We start from the raw sequence: 17,467 nt of genomic DNA, 5'->3' as shown, positions 1-17,467 counted from the left end.
TGGGATCAACCTGCGGCGAGGGCGTCGGTGTCGGCGATGGCCTGGCTCAGCGGCATCACGGCCGCGTACTTCTGGGCCATGTCGAACAGATTGGCTTCGTGCGGGCCCAGGGCGCGGTCGCCGCAGCAGTCGGCCACCACCAGCGGGCGAAAGCCCGACTGCATGGCATCGACCACGCTGGCGCGTACGCAGCCGCTGGTCACGCAGCCGGCCACCAGCAGGGTCTGCACGCCGCGCTGGGCCAGCCAGGGTGCGAGCATGGTGCCGAAGAAGGCCGAAGGCGTGCTCTTGCGCACCACGTATTCGCCAGCGGCCGGGGCCAGCTGGGGCACGATGGCGCTGTTGGGGCTGTCTTCCTTCAGGGTCAGCATGCCGGGCACCTTCAGGCAGAAGATGTTGTGGTCGGCATCGTCGTCCGAGAACACGATGCGGCTGTGCGCCACGGGCCAGCCGCGCTCGCGTGCATGGGCCAGCAAGTGCTGCGTCTGCGCGATGGCTTCGGGGATGTTGCCGCCGCCGAAGACGGCCGGGTCGGCAAAGCCGTTGACGAAGTCGATGATGAGCAGGCCGAACGGGGCCTTGAGCGGCAGCGGCGTGCCGAAGCCCTGGCGTGCATAAACCGAGATGTCAGCAGAGATGTCGCCCTGCACGCCCTCGGTGGGAACGCTCTGCGTGCTGGTGGTGGCGGTGGCGGTTGTCATGCGATGTCCTTTCCTTGCTTGGACCTTTTGGCGGCGCGCGCCAGTCCTTCCTCGTCCTGCACCACGCCGTCGATGACCGTGGGCTTGCCGTCCAGCGCCACCGAGCAGTGGCGCATGGGGATGTCGATGTGGCAGGCCGTGGTGCGGCTGCCCCCGGCCTCGTTGTTGGGGCCCATGGACCACAGGAAGTTGCCCTCGAAGGCGCGGGCGTCCATGCCGATGTGGGTTTCCTTGTTGTAGTGGGCCAGCATGGACCAGTGGGCGCGCGGCTGCAGCCCCCAGCCGATGTGGGAGACGGCGTAGGCCTCGGGGTCCTCGTAGGAGGCCATGTACTCCTTGAGGATGTCGGCCTGCAGGCCGCCGCTGATGCGCGTGACGTAGCCCTTTTCGATGACGAGTTCGATGGGCTCGGTCACGTAGTCCTTCATGGGCAGCAGGATGTCGCCCCGGTCCAGCACCACGCGGCCGTTGCTCTCGCCCTCGTCGGGCCAGGTCAGCACGAAGCCGCTGGGCCAGTGGTCCCAGCGGCCGGGCTGGTCCACGAAGCCGTATTCGCAGATGGCCGGGAAGCTGCCCAGGCGGCAGCGCAGGTCGGTGCCCGCGGCCGAGGTGATGTGCATCTGCCCGGCCGCCTCGATCAGCTTGGATGCGGCCTGCACGCGCGCGCGGTCGCCCTCGGTGGGCACCAGGCGGCACAGCACCTCGGGTGGCTCCACGGCCAGCAGGATCTTGGTGCCGGTCTGCAGGATCTCGTGCTGCTCGGGCGAGAACAGCAGCGTCATCAGGTCCAGCACCAGGTCGCTGGCCTTGAGCGCGGCGATGGCGGCGGGGTTGCCGGTCAGCGGCGTCGTGCCCAGGTAGGCCAGCGAGTCGCGGCTCAGTGATTTTTCGGCATTGACGGGCGGCAGGTCCAGGCGGTTGACGCGCGCCCCCATTTCGCTGGAGGCGGCGATGGCGCAGCGCAGCGTCTGCGGGTGCGTGTCGGCGCCCGTGAGCACGGTGACGGTCTGGCCGGCTTCGAGCCGGGACAGCGTGAGCACCTGCTTCCAGGCGTGGATCAGATCGATATCGCTGACGGACATGGTCGGCTCCTTGGTGTCGCGATGGATGGGAGTGGGCTGCGGTTGGACATTCAGTCCACCCGCGCGCCGAGGAAATCGCCCAAGGCCACGTAGAACCCGGCCTCGTTGTCCCAGGGGATCATGTGGCCGGCGTTGGGCACGCGCACATGCTCGGTCTGGGGTGCCAGGCCTTGCCACTCGGCCACGTCCTCGCTGCGCACCACGTCGCCGCGCTCGGCCGTGACCAGCAGCAGCGGGTGCTGGATGCGGGGCAGGTCGGCATGGATGTCGTCACGGCCGAAGTCCTCGAAGCTCTGCACGATGGCCGGCTCGTGGCAGGTGTGCAGCCACTGGGCGCGCAGCTGGCGCTGCTCTTCGGTCCAGGTGGGGCAGAAGGCGCGCATGGCCTCGGCATCCATGCCCAGCGTGGCCTGGCGGATGGAGTCCACATACCAGGGCAGGGCGGCCGGGTAGGCGCGGCGGCCGGGGCCGGAGACCGGCGGATCGACGATGACCAGGCGCGTGAGCCCCACCGGCTGGCTGCGCGCGGCGCGCACGGCGATGCGCCCGCCCATGGAGTGGCCGACCAGCGCCCAGCGCTGCAGGCCCAGGGCCTGGGCGAAGGCGGCCACGTCGGCGGCCTGGGCATCGAGGCTGTAGTCCAGGCCCGGGCCGGAGGACGACAGGCCGCGCCCGCGCACATCCAGCACATAGGTGTCGAACTGGCGGCCCAGGTGCTCGGCCACGAAGCCCCAGGTCACGGCCGGGCTGGTGATGCCGGGGATCAGGATGACGGCGTCGCGCTGCGCGCGTTCGCCCTCGGCGCCGCCGTAGCGCAGGTAGTGCTGGCGGATGCCGTTGGCATGGACGTTGCCGCCGTAGCGGAATGTGCTGGGGGTGCTGGAGGTGCTGGTCATGCGTGTGTTCCTCAGGCCTTGGCTGCGCTGTTGCCGGTGTCGTAGGGGTAGGCGCCCGACAGCAGCGCACCCGCGCCCGGCACCACGGGGTCCAGCCCCAGTTCCTTGAGGATGGCATAGGTGGTGGCGATGGAGGCGGTCAGCACGGGCTTGCCGGTCTGGGCCTCGACCTGGGCCACGGCCGGCAGCGAGGGCATCTGCACGCAGGCCGACAGCACGATCACGTCGGCGTCGGCGTAGTTCATGCCGGCCACGATGCCGGGCAGCTTGGCGGGGTCGTGGCGGCCCACGTCCAGGTTGTCGGGGATCTCCAGCGCACGCCAGTCCACGATCTCGAAGCCTTCGGCGGCCACGTAGTCCATGACCAGCTGGGTCAGCGGAATCATGTAGGGCGCCACCAGGGCGATCTTCTTGGCGCCCATGACCTTGAGCGCTTCCACCAGCGCGCCGGCGCTGGTGATCACCGGGGCGGTGGCGCCATTGCTGGCCGTGCGCTCGGTCAGGCGCTGCTGCGAGACGCGGTGGTAGCCCTTGCCCATGGCCATGATGGCCACCAGGCAGGCATAGCCCAGCACGTCCACGCGCGCGTCGCTCAGCTCCAGCGCGCAGCGGTCGCTTTCGGCGTCCATGGCGGCCAGTTCCTCCTTCTGGACCTTCTTCATGCGCATGCGGCTGGAGTGGAAGGTGAAGCGGTCCTGCGGGCGCAGCGTGGAGTGGGCCTGCAGCATGGCCGGCACCTCGGTCTCCATGGTGGTGTTGGAGCTGGGGACGATCTGGCCGATGCGGAACGTTTTGGTCATGGACTTGCCTTTGCGAAGTTTCGAGGGTTTCTGATCAGAATCAACTGAGTGTGTACGCTTTATTCTTGCAAAAGACGTGCCGCCTTGCAAATGAGAATTTTCTCGGGGTTTGTACTTATTTGGTGCAGAAATTGCACCAAAAATGGCGAACTTCAATTTATTCTGCCGCCCTATGGTGCATGCGTTGATTTGAAAAATTCAAGTGCATACACCTGAATTAAGTGTTTTGTTGCCTGGCACGCTTCCTGCTCTACACCCTGCAAGGACGCGCCGAAGCAACGGTTGCCCCGTCTGGCTTTCAACATTCCTGCAAGGAGAAAACTGTGTCTCAATCCCCTCGAATCGCCGTTGTCGGCGCCGGTCTCGGCGGGGCTGCAGCTGCCAAGCTGCTGCTCCAGGAAGGCTTCAATGTCCGCGTCTATGAGCAGGCGCCCAGCTTCTCGCGCCTGGGAGCCGGCATCCACGTCGGGCCCAATGTGATGAAGATCCTGCGCCGCATCGGCATCGAGGACGCGCTCAACGAGCAGGGCTCGCATCCCGACTACTGGTACAGCCGCCACTGGCAGACGGGCGACGTGCTGGCCCAGATTCCGCTGGGCGACTACGCCGTCAAGGAATACGGCGCCAGCTACCTGACCGTGCACCGTGGCGACTTCCATGCGCTGCTGGTCGAGGCCCTGCCCGACAGCGTGATGGCCTACGGCAAGTTCCTGACCAAGGTGGAGGACCGCGGCAATGTGGTCGTCATGCACTTTGCCGACGGCACGACCGAGGAGGCCGACATCGTCATCGGCGCCGATGGCGTGAACTCCCGCATCCGCGAGGAACTCCTGGGCCCGGAGCTGCCCAAGTACGCGGGCTACCTGGCCCACCGCGCCGTGTTCCCCACGCCCGAAGTCAAGGCCGGCATGCTGCCCTTTGACGCCTGCGTGAAGTGGTGGAGCGATGACCGCCACATGATGACCTACTTCGTCACCGGCAAGGCCGACGAGCTGTACTACGTGACCGGCGTGCCCGTCGAGAAGTGGGACCTCAACGACCGCTGGCTGCCCAGCAGCAAGGAAGAGATGCGCGAGGCCTTCTCGGGCTGGCATCCCACCGTGCAGGCACTGATCGACGCCACCGTGGAAGTGACCAAGTGGTCGCTGCTCGAGCGCGATCCGCTGCCGCTGTGGAGCCGTGGCCGCCTGGTGCTGCTGGGCGATGCCTGCCACCCCATGAAGCCCCACATGGCCCAGGGCGCCGCCATGGCCATCGAGGACGGCGCCATGCTGGCGCGCTGCCTCAAGGAAGTCGGCGCGCACAACCATGAGCTGGCCTTCGCCCTGTACGAAGCCAACCGTGCCGAGCGCGCCAGCAAGGTGCAGCGCATCTCGCACGACAACACCTGGCTGCGCACCAACGAAGATCCGTCCTGGTGCTTCGGCTACGACGTGTTCAACGTGCCCCTGGTCGAGCCCAAGGTCAAGGCAGCGGCCTGATACTCGCTGCCTTGCCGGACGAGGGGAGGGGAGGGAATCCCCCCACTCCTGTCCGGCCGCAGAACGCCGACATCCTGAACCGCAGCCAAGTTGCAAGAGCCTCGTCCCATGGGAACCCCAGTCCATCCAAGCAGTACCCCCCACCCCATCCGCCTGCAGGTCAATGCACGCGCATGCGAGGTGCCGGCAGCGCCCGGGACGGCGCTGCTGCATGTGCTGCGCAATGACCTGGAGCTGAACGGGCCCAAGTACGGCTGCGGCCTGGGCGAATGCGGCGCCTGCACGGTGCTGATCGATGGCGTGGCCGCGCGTTCCTGCGTGATCCCCGTGCGGGCGGCCGTGGGCCGCGAGGTCACCACGCTGGAAGGCCTGGGCTCGCGCCAGTGCCCCGGCCCCACGCAGCAGGCCTTCATCGACTGCCAGGCGGCCCAGTGCGGCTACTGCCTCAACGGCATGATCATGACGGTGGAGGCCCTGCTGCGCCGCAACCCCAATCCCACCGAGCAGGAGCTGCGCAACGAGCTGCACCACAACCTGTGCCGCTGCGGCACGCATGTGGAAATCATGCAGGCCGCCCTGCGCGCCGTGCAGCTGCGTGCGCAACGCGCCGCGCTGCAGGCGCCCCCCGGTTTTCCATCTTCCAGCGCGGGCGAGGTCCAGCCATGAGCCCGGCCGGCAACACACCCGCCCTGCCTTCCGACCTGCTGCACGGCCTGGCGCTGCGCCCGCCCGTCGCGGCCTGGGACGGTCTGCGCTACCGGGGCAGCGTGCCCCTGCATGCACGGTTGCAGGACGCCCAGGCCATGGCTGGCGTGGTGGCCGCGGTGCAGCGCGGGCATTTTCTGGGTGTGGTGGCCGTGGCGCCTGTCCATGCCCGGCAGGCCGCTGCCGGCCTGGCCCCTGCCTGGGATGACCGGCAGGAAGCCAGGGCCGCCAGCGCGCCCCGTGCTGCCGACAGAGCCGACAAGGCTGGCAAGGCTGGCAAGGCCGACCTGCCCGATGCCGGCCGCTATGTCTGGCGCATGGCGGCGCCCGTGTCTTGCGAGGGTGCCGCACGCGCAGCCGTGTGGTGCCTGGACGGCCATGCCAGCGTCTGGCTGCCGCCCTGTGACGCGGATGCGCGGCAGATGATCGGCCGCGAACTGGCCGCATTGCTGCAATGCCCCGAGTCCGCGCTGCGGCTGTTCAGCCTGCCGGCCACGGCGGCCGGCACCCCGCATGTGCTGGATCTCATGGACGCAGCGGCCGATGCGGCCCTGCTGTCCCAGGCCGTGGGCCGGCCCGTCAGCGTGGCCTGCGAGGCCTGGACTGCTGCGGGCAGCGCAGACAGCCGGGAGCTGGTGCTGCGCGTGGACGCGCAGCCTTCGCAAGGGCTTGAAGCCGACACGGTGGTGCAGCCTCAGCCGGGCAATGCATCGCCGCAGCCAGACCTGCTGCTGTCCGACACGCCCTGGGCCGTGCGCCCCAGCATGGCGCGCCTGTTGAGCCAGCCCGAGCTGGCGCGCGCCGCGGCCCTGGCCACCGTGCTCGATGCCGGCGAAGTGCATGAACGCAGGCTGGCCGCCAGCCTGCGGCATGCCGGCGTCGATGATCTGAATGCCGCCCAGGTCTTTGCCCGCGAAAGCCACTGGCATGTGCAGGCGCTGGACCAGGGCCGTGATCCGCTGCAATGGCGGCTGCAGCACCTGCCCGAAGGCCCGGTGCGCGATCTGGCCCGGCAGGTGGCCGAGCGTGCGCAGGCATCGCAGCAGGCACCATCCCACCAGGGCGCCGACGGCCGCCTGCTGGGCCGGGGCTTTGCCACCGCCCAGCTGCAGACCCTGGATGCGCAGGGCGCCGACCTCCATGCCTGGAGCGCCTGGGTGGCCGAGGTGGCCGTGCACCCGCAAACGGGCGAGATCGAAGTGACCCGCGTCGTGGCCGGCCATGACAGCCGCAGCCTGCAAGCGGCGCAGGCCGCCAGCACGCGGCCCGAGATCGTCCAGCAGGACCCGCAACTGCTGGCCGATGCGCGCCGGCTGCTGGGCACGGCGCCCGCTTTTGACGACTGGGCAGAGGCCACAGCCTCCGCTGCTTCTTTCGATGTGATCGCCAAGCCCGGCTCCGGCCTGGCGCAACATGTGCCCGGCGATGTCGCGGTCATCCGCCAGGGCAATCTGGCGCTGGATGGCGTGGCCACGCTGCCCGCCGCCGCCGCCATTGCCAACGCCATTCACCATGCGACAGGCGTGCGCCTGCGCGAAGTGCCCTTCCAGCCCGAGCAGCTGCGCCTGGCGCTGGCGGGCGAGGGCGCCGGCGAGCCCGGTGCGGCGCGGCCCGGCCGTGGTTGGGGCTGGCTGGCCGCAGGCGCCGCAGGCCTTGCCGGCATGGCCGCCATGGCCTGGCCGCTGAAGCCGGCCCTGCCGCTGACCGACGGGCCCGACGTTTCCCTGTACTCGCCGCAGGCCCTGGAGCGCGGCCGCCTGGTGGCGGCTGCGGGCGACTGCGTGGTCTGCCACACGGCCCCGGGCGGCGCGGCCAATGCCGGCGGCTTCGGGCTGGAGACGCCGTTCGGCACCATCTACTCCACCAACATCACACCCGACAACGAAACCGGCATCGGCCGCTGGTCCTACGCGGCCTTCGAGCGCGCCATGCGCCACGGCATCCACCAGGATGGCAGGCAGCTGTACCCGGCCTTCCCGTACACGGCTTTCGCCAAGCTCAGCGATGGCGACCTGCAGGCCCTCTACGGCTACCTGATGTCCCAGCCCGCCGTGAAGGCCAAGGCGCCCGAGACGCAGCTGGCCTTCCCCTACAACCTGCGCCCGGCCATGGCGGGCTGGAACCTGCTGTTCCACGACGCCACGCCCTTCAAGGCCGACCCCGCGCGCAGCGCCGAATGGAACCGGGGCGCCTACCTGGTCGAAGGCGCGGGCCACTGCGCGGCCTGCCACTCGCCGCGCAATGCGCTGGGTGCCGAAAAGACCGGCATCCACTACCTTGGCGGCGGCGAGGCCGAAGGCTGGACGGCGCCCGCGCTCAATCAACTGGCCGGCGGCAAGCTGCCCTGGAGCCGCGAGGAGCTGTACCAGTACCTGCGCACCGGCTTCTCGGCCCGCCACGGCGTGGCGGCCGGCCCCATGGCGCCCGTCATCCACGGCCTGGCCCAGTTGCCCGAAGCCGATGTGCGCGCCATGGCCACCTACCTGATGGAACTGCCGGGCCAGGCCCCACAGGCACCACAGGCCGCCCAGGCCGCCCCGGCCATGCCGGCACCGGCGCCGGCCGCCGTGCAGGCGGCGGCGCCTGCGGCGCCACCTGCCATGGCCCTGGACCGCCACGCCAATGGCGAGCGCATCTACCAGAACGCCTGCGCCGTCTGCCATGAGGCGGGCAGCGGTCCCACATTGTTCGGCGTCAAGCCGCAGCTGGCCCTGAACACCAACCTGCATGCGGCCAGCCCCGACAACCTGGTCCAGGTGATCCTGAACGGCATACAGGCGCCGGCCGACGATGCGCTGGGCTACATGCCCGGCTTCGGGGACAGCCTGGACGACAGGCAGATCGCGGACCTGCTCGGATATTTGCGCGAACGATTTGCACCGGAGGAAAAAGCTTGGCCAGACGACATGAAGACGATTAACCGGCTGCGCATGCAGGCACAGGCGCATGCGCACTGAGGGCGGCAATGGGCAGCAATGGGCGGCGGCATGGGCGATGCCGCGGATATGGACACCTTGCCCTGGAATCTCTCCAGGGCCTGGGTCCTGACATCTGATGCTGGGGACGGGTGATGGGCAACAACGGACGGCGCTGTCGATGTGCAGCCTGTCCGCAATGCGCCCATCGCCCGGATGCAGAGACCGACATCCTGAATTTTTTCATCGGGCCATGGAGATGGCGCCGAGGGAGCGGTTCGCTCCGGATGTGTGAAGGGTGGAAGGCACGGCAGGAGACGGCAACACAAGCTGAACGGCCTTGCCTGGGAAAAGACAGATTCAACAATTGCGATGGCTAGAAAAGGAGTCCCTGCATGTCATCTACATACATTTCGGTGGAAAAAGGCATCCAGACAGCGGGTGTCGGCAAGTTCCAATATCGGCTGTTCGTCATCTTCGGGCTGGTCTGGCTGGCCGACGCCATGCAGGTGCTGTCCATCGGCTTCAGCGCGCCGTCCATTGCCAAGACCTTCGGCAAGACCGTGCCCGAGGCGCTGCAGACCGGCACCTTCTTCTTCATCGGCATGCTGATCGGCGCCTTCGTCTTCGGCCGCCTGGCCGACCGCATCGGGCGCCGCCCGGTGCTGATGATGGCCGTGGTGATCGATGCCTTTGCGGGCGTGGCCTCGGCCTTTGCGCCCGAGTTCGCCTGGCTGCTGGTGCTGCGCTTCATCACCGGCATCGGCGTGGGCGGCACGCTGCCCGTGGACTACACCATGATGGCCGAGTTCCTGCCCAGCGACCGCCGCGGCCGCTGGCTGGTGCTGCTGGAATCGTTCTGGGCCGTGGGCACCATCTTCCTGGCCATCCTGGCGCTGGTGGCCGTGTCCTGGGGTGACGATGCCTGGCGCGTGATCTTCTTCGTGACCGGACTGCCGGCGCTGATCGGCGTGGTGCTGCGCTTCTACATCCCAGAGTCGCCCATGTTCCTCAACCGCAACGGCAAGTCCGAGGAGGCGCGCAAAGTGCTGCAGCGGGTGGCCAAGGTCAACGGCACCACCGCGGAAATCCCCGCCCTGCAGCCTGAAAAGCAGGAACGCAAATCCATCCTCGCGCTGTTCAACGGCGGCCTGCGCCGCCGCAGCCTCTCGCTGTTCCTGGCCTGGGCGCTGATCTCCATCGCCTACTACGGTGTCTTCGTCTACCTGCCCGTCAAGCTCAGCAGCGAGGGCTTCGCCTTCATGCGCGGCCAAGTCTTCCTGGTGGTGCTGGCCCTGGTGCAACTGCCCGGCTTTGCGCTGTCGGCCTATGGCGTGGAGCGCTGGGGCCGCAAGCCCACGCTGATCGGCTTTTTGCTGCTCAGCGCCGTCGGCTGCATGTTCTACAGCCTGGGCTCGTCGCCCTTCGTGGTCATCGGCTCCACCCTGCTGATGAGCTTCTCGCTGCTGGGCACCTGGGGCGCGCTGTACGCCTTCACCCCCGAGGTCTACCCCACCGACCTGCGTGCCAGCGGCATGGGCATGGCCGGCGCCGTGGCGCGCTTCGGCGGCCTGTTCGCCCCGGCCATCATTGCGCCCATCATGGCCACCCACTTCACCCTGGCGCTGGCCGTGCTGTCCGCCATGCTGGTGGGCGGCGCCCTGTCGATCTGGGCCGTGGATGTGGAATCGCGCAACCGGGCGCTGGATTGATGACGGCCTGAGCTGACTGAAAGGTCGGCTCAGCAAAAAGGCCAGAAGGATTTGTCCTTCTGGCCTTTGTTTTTTTGGGGAGGCTGCAACGGCTCAGTCGGCCTCGCCACCTTCCAGCATCTTCTTGAGCAAAAAATCCAGCGCCAGGCGCTCGGCCGGATTGAGCTTGCCGTAGGTGCTTTCGGTGATCTGCTTGGCGAAGGGCTCCATGTCGCGCACCAGGTCCTGGCCGGCCTCGGTGAGGTTGATGACGACCTTGCGGCGGTCGATGCGGTCATGGTCCACCTGCACCAGTTCGCGCTGCTTGAGCCGGTCCACCACGCCGCGGATGGTGGCCTGGTCGATCACGGTGGCCTTGACGATGTCGGCCAGCGAGCTGCCGCTGTTGTCGCGCACGGAGCACAGCACCACGAATTGCGCGGCGGTGAGCTGCGAGTCGGGAATGTATTGCTGGAAGAGCGCAGTGTGGCGCTGATAGACACGCCGCAGCAGGTGGCCGATCTGGTCTGAAAAATGATAGCCATCCTGTGGCGTCATGGCTGATGGCGGGTGGTTCATGGTGCGCGTGAGCTTATCAAAATTCACACCAAATACCGTGTGATTTGCGACAAGCCGGGCGCATTTGCCAAGTGGCGCAAACCCGCGCTGGCTGCGGCATCCGCAAGGCCCGGGCAGCAGGCGCAGCACTGCCCGGCGGCTCATTTGCCGATTGAATGGCGCAATCATCCGTTTGAATTTGACGGCTTGCCCGGCAAGGCTTGAAATGGGCATCAGAGACAAAGCGCCAGCGGACCGGACCGCGCCGCTCCCCACAACGAAAGCCAGCAGGGACACCCATGCCAGCCACACAAGGGAAGATCATTCCCATTGCCGTCCTCAATGCCGCTGTTGCCGGCAGCGCACTCGGCGCCCATGAGCGCGAGGCCGTCGAGCACGCCATTGCCGTCCACGCCCTGCGCCCCGGCCCCCTGATCGAGTTGCTGCACGCCGTGCAGGACATGCTGGGCCATATCCCCGAAGCCGCCGTGCCGCGCATCGCCGATGCGCTGAACCTCTCGCGTGCCGAGGTGCATGGCGTCATCTCCTACTACCCCCATTTCCGCAGCACGCCAGCGGGTCGCCATGTGCTGCAGGTCTGCCGCGCCGAGGCCTGCCAGTCGCGCGGTGCCGACGCGCTGCTGGCCCACGCAGGCCAGGCGCTGGGCTGCGGATCGAGTGGGCATGGGCATGGGCATGGGCATGGGCATCCAACCAGTGCCGATGGCGCCGTCACGCTGGAGCCGGTCTACTGCCTGGGCCTGTGCGCGTCATCGCCTGCCGTGATGCTCGATGGCCGGCCCCATGCGCATGTCACGGCCAACGGCCTGGATGCACTCATCGCGCAATGCCGCCAGCCGGAGCAGGCCGGCGAGCCGGTGGCCCAGCCTGCGCATGCAGGGGCAGGGGCAGGGGCAGGGGCAGGCCCCGGCGTGCGCGTCTATGTGCCCCGCGATGCCGCCGCGCTGGCCGTGGGCGCTGACGCCGTGGCCGGCGCCCTGCAGCGCGAGTGCGCGGCGCGCGGCCTTCAGGTGCAGATCGTGCGCAACGGCTCGCGCGGCCTGCTGTGGCTGGAAACCCTGGTGGAAGTCGAGACGCCCGAAGGCCGCATGGCCTACGGCCCGGTCACGGCCGATGCGGTGCCGGGCCTGATCGATGCCGGAATGCTGCAGGGCGGCAGCCATGCGCTGTGCCATGGACTGACCGAGGCCATTGCCTACCTGGCGCGCCAGGAGCGCCTGACCTTTGCGCGCGTGGGCGTCATCGACCCGCTGAACCTGGCCGACTATGCGGCCCATGGCGGCTGGCAGGGGCTGGAGCGCGCGGCGCGCATGGAGCCCGCAGCCATCGTGCAGGAGGTGCTGGATTCGGGCCTGCGCGGCCGTGGCGGTGCGGCGTTCCCGGCCGGCATCAAGTGGAAGACCGTGGCCGCCGCAGCGGGGCCGCAAAAGTACATTGCCTGCAACGCCGACGAGGGTGACTCGGGCACCTTTGCCGACCGGCTGCTGATGGAGGGCGATCCCTACACGCTGATCGAAGGCATGGCCATCGCTGGCCTGGCCGTGGGCGCCACGCAGGGCCTGGTCTATGTGCGCAGCGAGTATCCGCATGCCATTGCCACCCTGCGCGAAGCCATTGCGCGCGCCGAGGCCGCAGGCTGGCTGGGCCGCGACGTGGCCGGCAGCGGACGGGCCTTCCACATGGAGGTGCGCAAGGGCGCGGGCAGCTATGTCTGCGGCGAGGAAACGGCCATGCTGGAGAGCATCGAGGGGCGGCGCGGCGTTGTGCGCGCCAAGCCGCCGCTGCCGGCCATCGAGGGGCTGTGGAGCCGGCCCACGGTGATCAACAACGTGATCACGCTGGCCACGGTGCCGCTGATCCTGGCGCGCGGCGCGGCCTTCTACCAGGGCTTCGGCATGGGCCGCTCGCGCGGCACCCTGCCGTTCCAGCTGGCCGGCAACATTGCGCGCGGCGGCCTGGTGGAAAAGGCCTTCGGCCTGAGCCTGCGCGAGCTGGTGGAAGACTTCGGCGGCGGCACGGCCACCGGCCGCGCCATCAAGGCCGTGCAGGTGGGCGGCCCGCTGGGCAGCTATGTGGCACCCGCCGACTGGGATGCGCCGCTGGACTACGAGGCCTATGCCGCCAAGGGCAACGTGGTGGGGCACGGCGGCATCGTCGTGCATGACGACACGGCCGACATGGCGCAGCTGGCGCGCTACGCCATGGAGTTCTGCGCCATCGAGTCCTGCGGCAAGTGCACGCCCTGCCGCATCGGCTCCACGCGCGGCGTGGAGGTCATCGACCGCATCGTGCGCGCTGGCGCCGACCCTGCCGCCCACGCCGGTCAGGTGGCCCTGCTGGAAAGCCTGTGCGACACCATGCAGCACGGCTCCATGTGCGCCATGGGCGGGATGACGCCGTATCCCGTGCGCTCGGCGCTGAACCACTACCCCCAGGACTTCGGCATCGAGTCCACCACGGCCGCAGCGGCTGCCTGACCGGAGAACACAATGCTCGACCATTTGAAGCAAGCCGACTGGGGCACGCCCGCCAGCCCGTCCGACCGCCTGATCACCCTGCAGATCGACGGCCGCGAGGTCTGCGTTCCCGAGGGCACCTCGCTGATGCGCGCTGCCATGGAAGGCGGCGTCAGCGTGCCCAAGCTGTGCGCCACCGACAGCCTGGAGCCCTTCGGCTCCTGCCGCCTGTGCCTGGTGCAGATCGAGGGGCGCAAGGGCTTTCCGGCCTCGTGCACCACGCCGGCCGAGCCGGGCATGAAGGTGCGCACGCAAAGCCCGCAACTGCAGGAGCTGCGCCGCGGCGTGATGGAGCTGTACATCTCCGACCATCCGCTGGACTGCCTGACCTGCAGCGCCAACGGCGACTGCGAACTGCAGGACATGGCCGGCACGGTGGGCCTGCGCGAGGTGCGCTACGGCTTCGACGGCGCCAACCATTTCAAGGGCCAGGCGCGCGCCGAGGTCGATGTCTCCAACCCGTACTTCAGCTACGACCCCAGCAAGTGCATCGTCTGCAACCGCTGCGTGCGCGCCTGCGAGGAGACGCAGGGCACCTTTGCACTGACCATCTCGGGCCGGGGGTTCGAATCGCGCGTCACGGCGGGGCAGGGCGGCAGCTTCATGGACAGCGACTGCGTCAGCTGCGGCGCCTGCGTGCAGGCCTGCCCCACGGCCACGCTGCAGGAAAAGACCGTGACCGAGCTGGGCCAGGCCGGTCACAGCGCCATCACCACCTGTGCCTACTGCGGCGTGGGCTGCGGCTTCAAGGCCGAGATGAAGGGCGAGCAGGTCGTGCGCATGGTGCCCTGGAAGGACGGCCAGGCCAACGAGGGCCATGCCTGCGTCAAGGGCCGCTTTGCCTGGGGCTATGCCACGCACAAGGACCGCATCACCCGGCCCATGGTCCGCGCGAAGATCACCGACCCCTGGCGCGAAGTGAGCTGGGAAGAGGCCATTGCCCACACGGCAAGCGAGTTCCGCCGCATCCAGGCGAAGCACGGCAAGGATTCCATTGGCGGCATCACCTCCTCGCGCTGCACCAACGAAGAGGCCTACCTGGTGCAAAAGCTGGTGCGCACGGCCTTCGGCAACAACAACGTCGATACCTGCGCGCGCGTGTGCCACTCGCCCACGGGCTATGGCCTGGGCCAGACCTATGGCACCTCGGCCGGCACGCAGACCTTCAAGTCCATCGAGCACACGGACGTGGTCATGGTCATCGGCGCCAACCCCACGGCCGCGCACCCGGTGTTCGGCTCGCGCATGAAAAAGCGCCTGCGCGGCGACGGCCGGCGTGCGGGCGCCAAGCTCATCGTCATCGACCCGCGCGAGATCGAGCTCGTCAAGTCGCCCCACATCCGCGCCGACTACCACCTGCAACTGCGGCCCGGCACCAACGTGGCCATGATCACCTCGCTGGCCCATGTCATCGTCACCGAAGGCTGGCTGGCCGAGGACTACATCGCCGAGCGCTGCGATGCCAAGTCCTTCGCGCAGTGAAAGGAATTCGTGGCCCGGCCCGAGAACTCGCCCGAGGCCATGGCCGAGGTCACCGGGGTCGCTCCCGAACTCGTGCGCGGCGCCGCGCGCCTGTATGCGCTGGGCGCCGAGGACCACCCAGCGGGCCGCCCCGTCAACGCGGCCATCTACTACGGCCTGGGCGTGACCGAGCATGCGCAGGGCTCGACCATGGTCATGGGCATTGCCAACCTGGCCATGGCCACGGGCAACGTGGGCCGCGAAGGCGTGGGCGTGAACCCGCTGCGCGGCCAGAACAATGTGCAGGGCTCCTGCGACATGGGTTCCTTCCCGCACGAGCTGCCCGGCTACCGCCACATCTCGGACAGCACGGTGCGCGCCGAGTTCGAGGGGGCCTGGGGCGTGGCGCTCAGCCCCGAGCCCGGGCTGCGCATTCCCAACATGTTCGAGGCGGCCCTGGCCGGCAGCTTCATGGGCCTGTACTGCGAGGGCGAGGACATCGTGCAGTCCGACCCCAACACCCAGCATGTGACGGCCGCGCTCTCGGCCATGGAATGCGTGGTGGTGCAGGACATCTTCCTCAACGAAACCGCCAAGTACGCCCATGTCTTCCTGCCGGGCGCCTCTTTCCTCGAAAAGGACGGCACCTTCACCAATGCCGAGCGCCGCATCTCGCGCGTGCGCAAGGTCATGGCGCCGCTGGCCGGGCATGCCGACTGGGAAGTCACCCAGCTGCTGGCCAATGCGCTGGGCTATGCCATGCACTACACGCACCCGAGCGAAATCATGGCCGAGATCGCCGCGCTCACGCCCAGCTTCGCGGGCGTGAACTACGACAAGATCGACCGGCTGGGCAGCGTGCAATGGCCCTGCAATGACAGCACCGAAGAGGCCGGCACTTCCATCATGCACAGGGACCGCTTCGTGCGCGGCAAGGGCCGCTTCATCATCACCCAGTACGTGGCCACCGACGAGAAGGTCACCCAGCGCTTTCCGCTGCTGCTGACCACGGGCCGCATCCTGTCGCAGTACAACGTGGGCGCCCAGACCCGGCGCACGCACAACAGCCACTGGCACAGCGAGGACCGGCTGGAAATCCATCCGCATGACGCCGAGGACCGCGGCATACGCGACGGCGACTGGGTCGGCATCGCCAGCCGCGCGGGCGAGACCGTGCTGCGTGCCACCGTCACCGAGCGCATACAGCCCGGCGTGGTCTACACCACCTTCCACTTTCCCGAATCTGGCGCCAACGTCATCACCACCGACAGCTCGGACTGGGCCACCAACTGTCCCGAATACAAGGTCACGGCCGTGCAGGTGCTGCCCGTCCCTCAGCACGCCCAGCCGTCCGACTGGCAGCGCGGCTTTGCGCGCATGCATGAAGAGCAGATCGGCCTGCTGCATGCCGCGCAGGCAGGCAGCATGGCCGTGGCGGGAGGCAAGTGATGGACAGCGCGAACCTGGTCCGCATGGCCAACCGCATCGGCGAGTTCTTCGAGGCCATGCCCGAGCGCGACGAGGCCCTGCAGGGCATCGCCGAACACATCCGCAAATTCTGGGAGCCCCGCATGCGCGCCGAACTGGCCCGCGTGCTGGCCAGTCCCGACAAGGCGCAGGCGCTCAAGCCCATCGTGCGCGAGGCGCTGGTGCTGCATCCGCTGACCTTGCCGTCGGCGGCGCAGGCTTAGCCAAACTGCTTCTTCCTGGCCATCTCCCGCGCCAGCTCCACAAAGCCGGCAGCGGCCGGCGACAGCCGTTCCATGCTGCGCACGGCCAGGCCGGTGACGCGGCGCTGGCGGGGCGAGAGGCTGCGGTAGACCATGCCTTCGGGCGCCTGCTCGGGCACGGCCAGGCGTGCGGCAATGGCAATGGCGTGGCCCTGGGCCACGAAGCCCTGCATGGAGGACATCTGCTCGAAGTGGTAGATGGCCGCAGGCTGGGCGCCGGCCTCGGCCAGGAAGCGGTCGATGTGCGCGCCCGACCCGGCCGAGGTGCGCACAAAGGCCTCGCCCTGCAGATCGGCTGCGCGGATGCTGCGCTGGGCCGCCAGCCGGTGCGATGCGGGCAGCAGCGCCACCAGTTCGTCTTCCACCAGGGGCACGGTCTCGAAGCGCTCGTCGGGCAGCACGACGAAGCCGATCTCCACGCGCCGCTCCAGCAGCCACTTGACCACGGTGTCGTCGTTTTGCTCGTCGATCTGCACCAGCACGGCGGGCTGGCGGCGGCGGTATTCGGTGATCAGCGGGGGCAGCAGCCGCAGCGAAGAGGTGGCGCCGAACGAGGCCACGCGCAGCGTGCCGCGCGCCATGCCGCGCTCGGCATCGGCCTCCTGCCGCAAGGCCTCCTTTTGCTGGAGGATGTCGTTGGCGCGCTGCAGCAGCCGCGTGCCTGCGTCGGTCAGCGGGGAGTGGGGGCCTTCGCGCCGCACCAACTGCACCTGCAGCTCGCCTTCCAGCGCGCGCAGGGCATGGCTGACGGCGCTCTGGGTAATGCCCAGCAGCGCGGCTGCGCGCGAGAAACTGCCGGCGCGGGCCAGTGCCGCGAACACTTCGAGCTGGGTGAAGGTCATGGGATCACGTTGTCCAGGTCATGAGCATTCGCTCATTTGTCTATGAATCGATATGAGCACATAGTACG

At 68.5% G+C, this 17,467-nt stretch carries 12 protein-coding genes and 1 pseudogene; 7 read left to right on the top strand and 6 right to left on the bottom strand.

Going from position 1 to position 17,467, the window contains the following annotated elements:
- Nucleotides 1–5: 5 nt before the first annotated feature.
- Genes G4D77_RS09635 through G4D77_RS09620 form a run of 4 tightly spaced genes read right to left on the bottom strand, consistent with a single transcriptional unit; the run spans nt 6 to nt 3,479 of the window.
- Complete coding sequence (locus G4D77_RS09635) at nt 6–701, bottom strand: N-carbamoylsarcosine amidohydrolase (RefSeq protein ID WP_012203774.1); 696 nt, start codon at nt 699–701, stop codon at nt 6–8.
- A complete protein-coding gene (locus tag G4D77_RS09630) occupies nt 698–1,783 on the bottom strand; it encodes a 2,5-dihydroxypyridine 5,6-dioxygenase NicX family protein (RefSeq protein WP_012203775.1) in 1,086 nt (361 codons plus the stop codon). Before G4D77_RS09630 ends, G4D77_RS09635 begins: the two co-directional genes overlap by 4 nt.
- A 50-nt stretch (nt 1,784–1,833) precedes the next feature.
- A complete protein-coding gene (locus G4D77_RS09625) occupies nt 1,834–2,679 on the bottom strand; it encodes an alpha/beta fold hydrolase (RefSeq protein ID WP_074923075.1) in 846 nt (281 codons plus the stop codon).
- Between the two features lie 11 nt (nt 2,680–2,690).
- Nucleotides 2,691–3,479: a maleate cis-trans isomerase family protein gene (locus G4D77_RS09620; RefSeq protein WP_043824574.1), complete on the bottom strand. Its 789-nt coding sequence runs from the start codon at nt 3,477–3,479 to the stop codon at nt 2,691–2,693.
- 323 nt (nt 3,480–3,802) lie between these two features.
- Between G4D77_RS09620 and G4D77_RS09615 the strand changes: the two genes are divergently transcribed.
- From G4D77_RS09615 to G4D77_RS09600, 4 genes are all read left to right on the top strand, one after another.
- On the top strand, nt 3,803–4,960 hold the full coding sequence (locus G4D77_RS09615) for an FAD-dependent monooxygenase (RefSeq protein ID WP_016449030.1): 1,158 nt from the start codon (nt 3,803–3,805) through the stop codon (nt 4,958–4,960).
- A gap of 108 nt (nt 4,961–5,068) precedes the next feature.
- Nucleotides 5,069–5,626 carry a (2Fe-2S)-binding protein gene (locus G4D77_RS09610; protein ID WP_046985986.1) on the top strand — a complete coding sequence of 186 codons (558 nt, stop codon included), beginning with the start codon at nt 5,069–5,071 and terminating at the stop codon, nt 5,624–5,626.
- Entirely contained in the window at nt 5,623–8,622 is a 3,000-nt protein-coding gene (locus G4D77_RS09605; RefSeq protein ID WP_154835370.1) for a cytochrome c, read from the top strand. The genes G4D77_RS09610 and G4D77_RS09605 overlap by 4 nt, the downstream gene beginning before the upstream one ends.
- Nucleotides 8,623–8,975: 353 nt before the next feature.
- Complete coding sequence (locus tag G4D77_RS09600; RefSeq protein ID WP_016454172.1) at nt 8,976–10,292, top strand: MFS transporter; 1,317 nt, start codon at nt 8,976–8,978, stop codon at nt 10,290–10,292.
- Nucleotides 10,293–10,385: 93 nt separating this feature from the next.
- Here the strand turns inward: G4D77_RS09600 and G4D77_RS09595 are convergent, their stop codons facing one another.
- Entirely contained in the window at nt 10,386–10,829 is a 444-nt protein-coding gene (locus G4D77_RS09595; protein WP_016449026.1) for a MarR family winged helix-turn-helix transcriptional regulator, read from the bottom strand.
- A 299-nt stretch (nt 10,830–11,128) separates the two neighbouring features.
- Here G4D77_RS09595 and G4D77_RS09590 point away from each other — a divergent pair, with 299 nt between their 5' ends.
- The 3 genes and pseudogenes from G4D77_RS09590 to G4D77_RS09580 all read left to right on the top strand — a co-directional run bounded on the left by G4D77_RS09590 (nt 11,129) and on the right by G4D77_RS09580 (nt 16,518).
- Complete coding sequence (locus G4D77_RS09590; RefSeq protein WP_154835368.1) at nt 11,129–13,327, top strand: formate dehydrogenase subunit gamma; 2,199 nt, start codon at nt 11,129–11,131, stop codon at nt 13,325–13,327.
- A gap of 12 nt (nt 13,328–13,339) precedes the next feature.
- A pseudogene (fdhF, locus tag G4D77_RS09585) lies at nt 13,340–16,276 on the top strand (formate dehydrogenase subunit alpha).
- Entirely contained in the window at nt 16,276–16,518 is a 243-nt protein-coding gene (locus tag G4D77_RS09580) for a formate dehydrogenase subunit delta (RefSeq protein WP_047217946.1), read from the top strand. The pseudogene fdhF and the gene G4D77_RS09580 overlap by 1 nt, the downstream one beginning before the upstream one ends.
- On the opposite strand, the gene G4D77_RS09575 is transcribed toward G4D77_RS09580, so the two are convergent.
- A complete protein-coding gene (locus G4D77_RS09575) occupies nt 16,515–17,399 on the bottom strand; it encodes a LysR family transcriptional regulator (protein WP_213757950.1) in 885 nt (294 codons plus the stop codon). The two genes, G4D77_RS09580 and G4D77_RS09575, sit on opposite strands and share 4 nt — an antisense overlap.
- Nucleotides 17,400–17,467: the final 68 nt, after the last annotated feature.

The organism is Delftia sp. WY8 (assembly GCF_018437695.1).
GTDB classification, from domain to species: domain Bacteria; phylum Pseudomonadota; class Gammaproteobacteria; order Burkholderiales; family Burkholderiaceae_C; genus Comamonas; species Comamonas tsuruhatensis.
The sequence above is the reverse complement of the archived record's forward strand: the minus strand, read 5'-3'. Positions and strand labels throughout refer to the sequence as shown.

Bases quoted from the DNA above. Each gene is read 5' to 3' on its own strand.
- G4D77_RS09595 (WP_016449026.1), bottom strand. From the start codon at position 10,829: ATGACGCCACAGGATGGCTATCATTTTTCAGACCAGATCGGCCACCTG.
- G4D77_RS09635 (WP_012203774.1), bottom strand. From the start codon at position 701: ATGACAACCGCCACCGCCACCACCAGCACGCAGAGCGTTCCCACCGAG.
- G4D77_RS09590 (WP_154835368.1), top strand. From the start codon at position 11,129: ATGCCAGCCACACAAGGGAAGATCATTCCCATTGCCGTCCTCAATGCC.
- G4D77_RS09630 (WP_012203775.1), bottom strand. From the start codon at position 1,783: ATGTCCGTCAGCGATATCGATCTGATCCACGCCTGGAAGCAGGTGCTC.
- G4D77_RS09610 (WP_046985986.1), top strand. From the start codon at position 5,069: ATGGGAACCCCAGTCCATCCAAGCAGTACCCCCCACCCCATCCGCCTG.
- G4D77_RS09605 (WP_154835370.1), top strand. From the start codon at position 5,623: ATGAGCCCGGCCGGCAACACACCCGCCCTGCCTTCCGACCTGCTGCAC.
- G4D77_RS09620 (WP_043824574.1), bottom strand. From the start codon at position 3,479: ATGACCAAAACGTTCCGCATCGGCCAGATCGTCCCCAGCTCCAACACC.
- G4D77_RS09600 (WP_016454172.1), top strand. From the start codon at position 8,976: ATGTCATCTACATACATTTCGGTGGAAAAAGGCATCCAGACAGCGGGT.
- G4D77_RS09580 (WP_047217946.1), top strand. From the start codon at position 16,276: ATGGACAGCGCGAACCTGGTCCGCATGGCCAACCGCATCGGCGAGTTC.
- G4D77_RS09575 (WP_213757950.1), bottom strand. From the start codon at position 17,399: ATGACCTTCACCCAGCTCGAAGTGTTCGCGGCACTGGCCCGCGCCGGC.
- G4D77_RS09625 (WP_074923075.1), bottom strand. From the start codon at position 2,679: ATGACCAGCACCTCCAGCACCCCCAGCACATTCCGCTACGGCGGCAAC.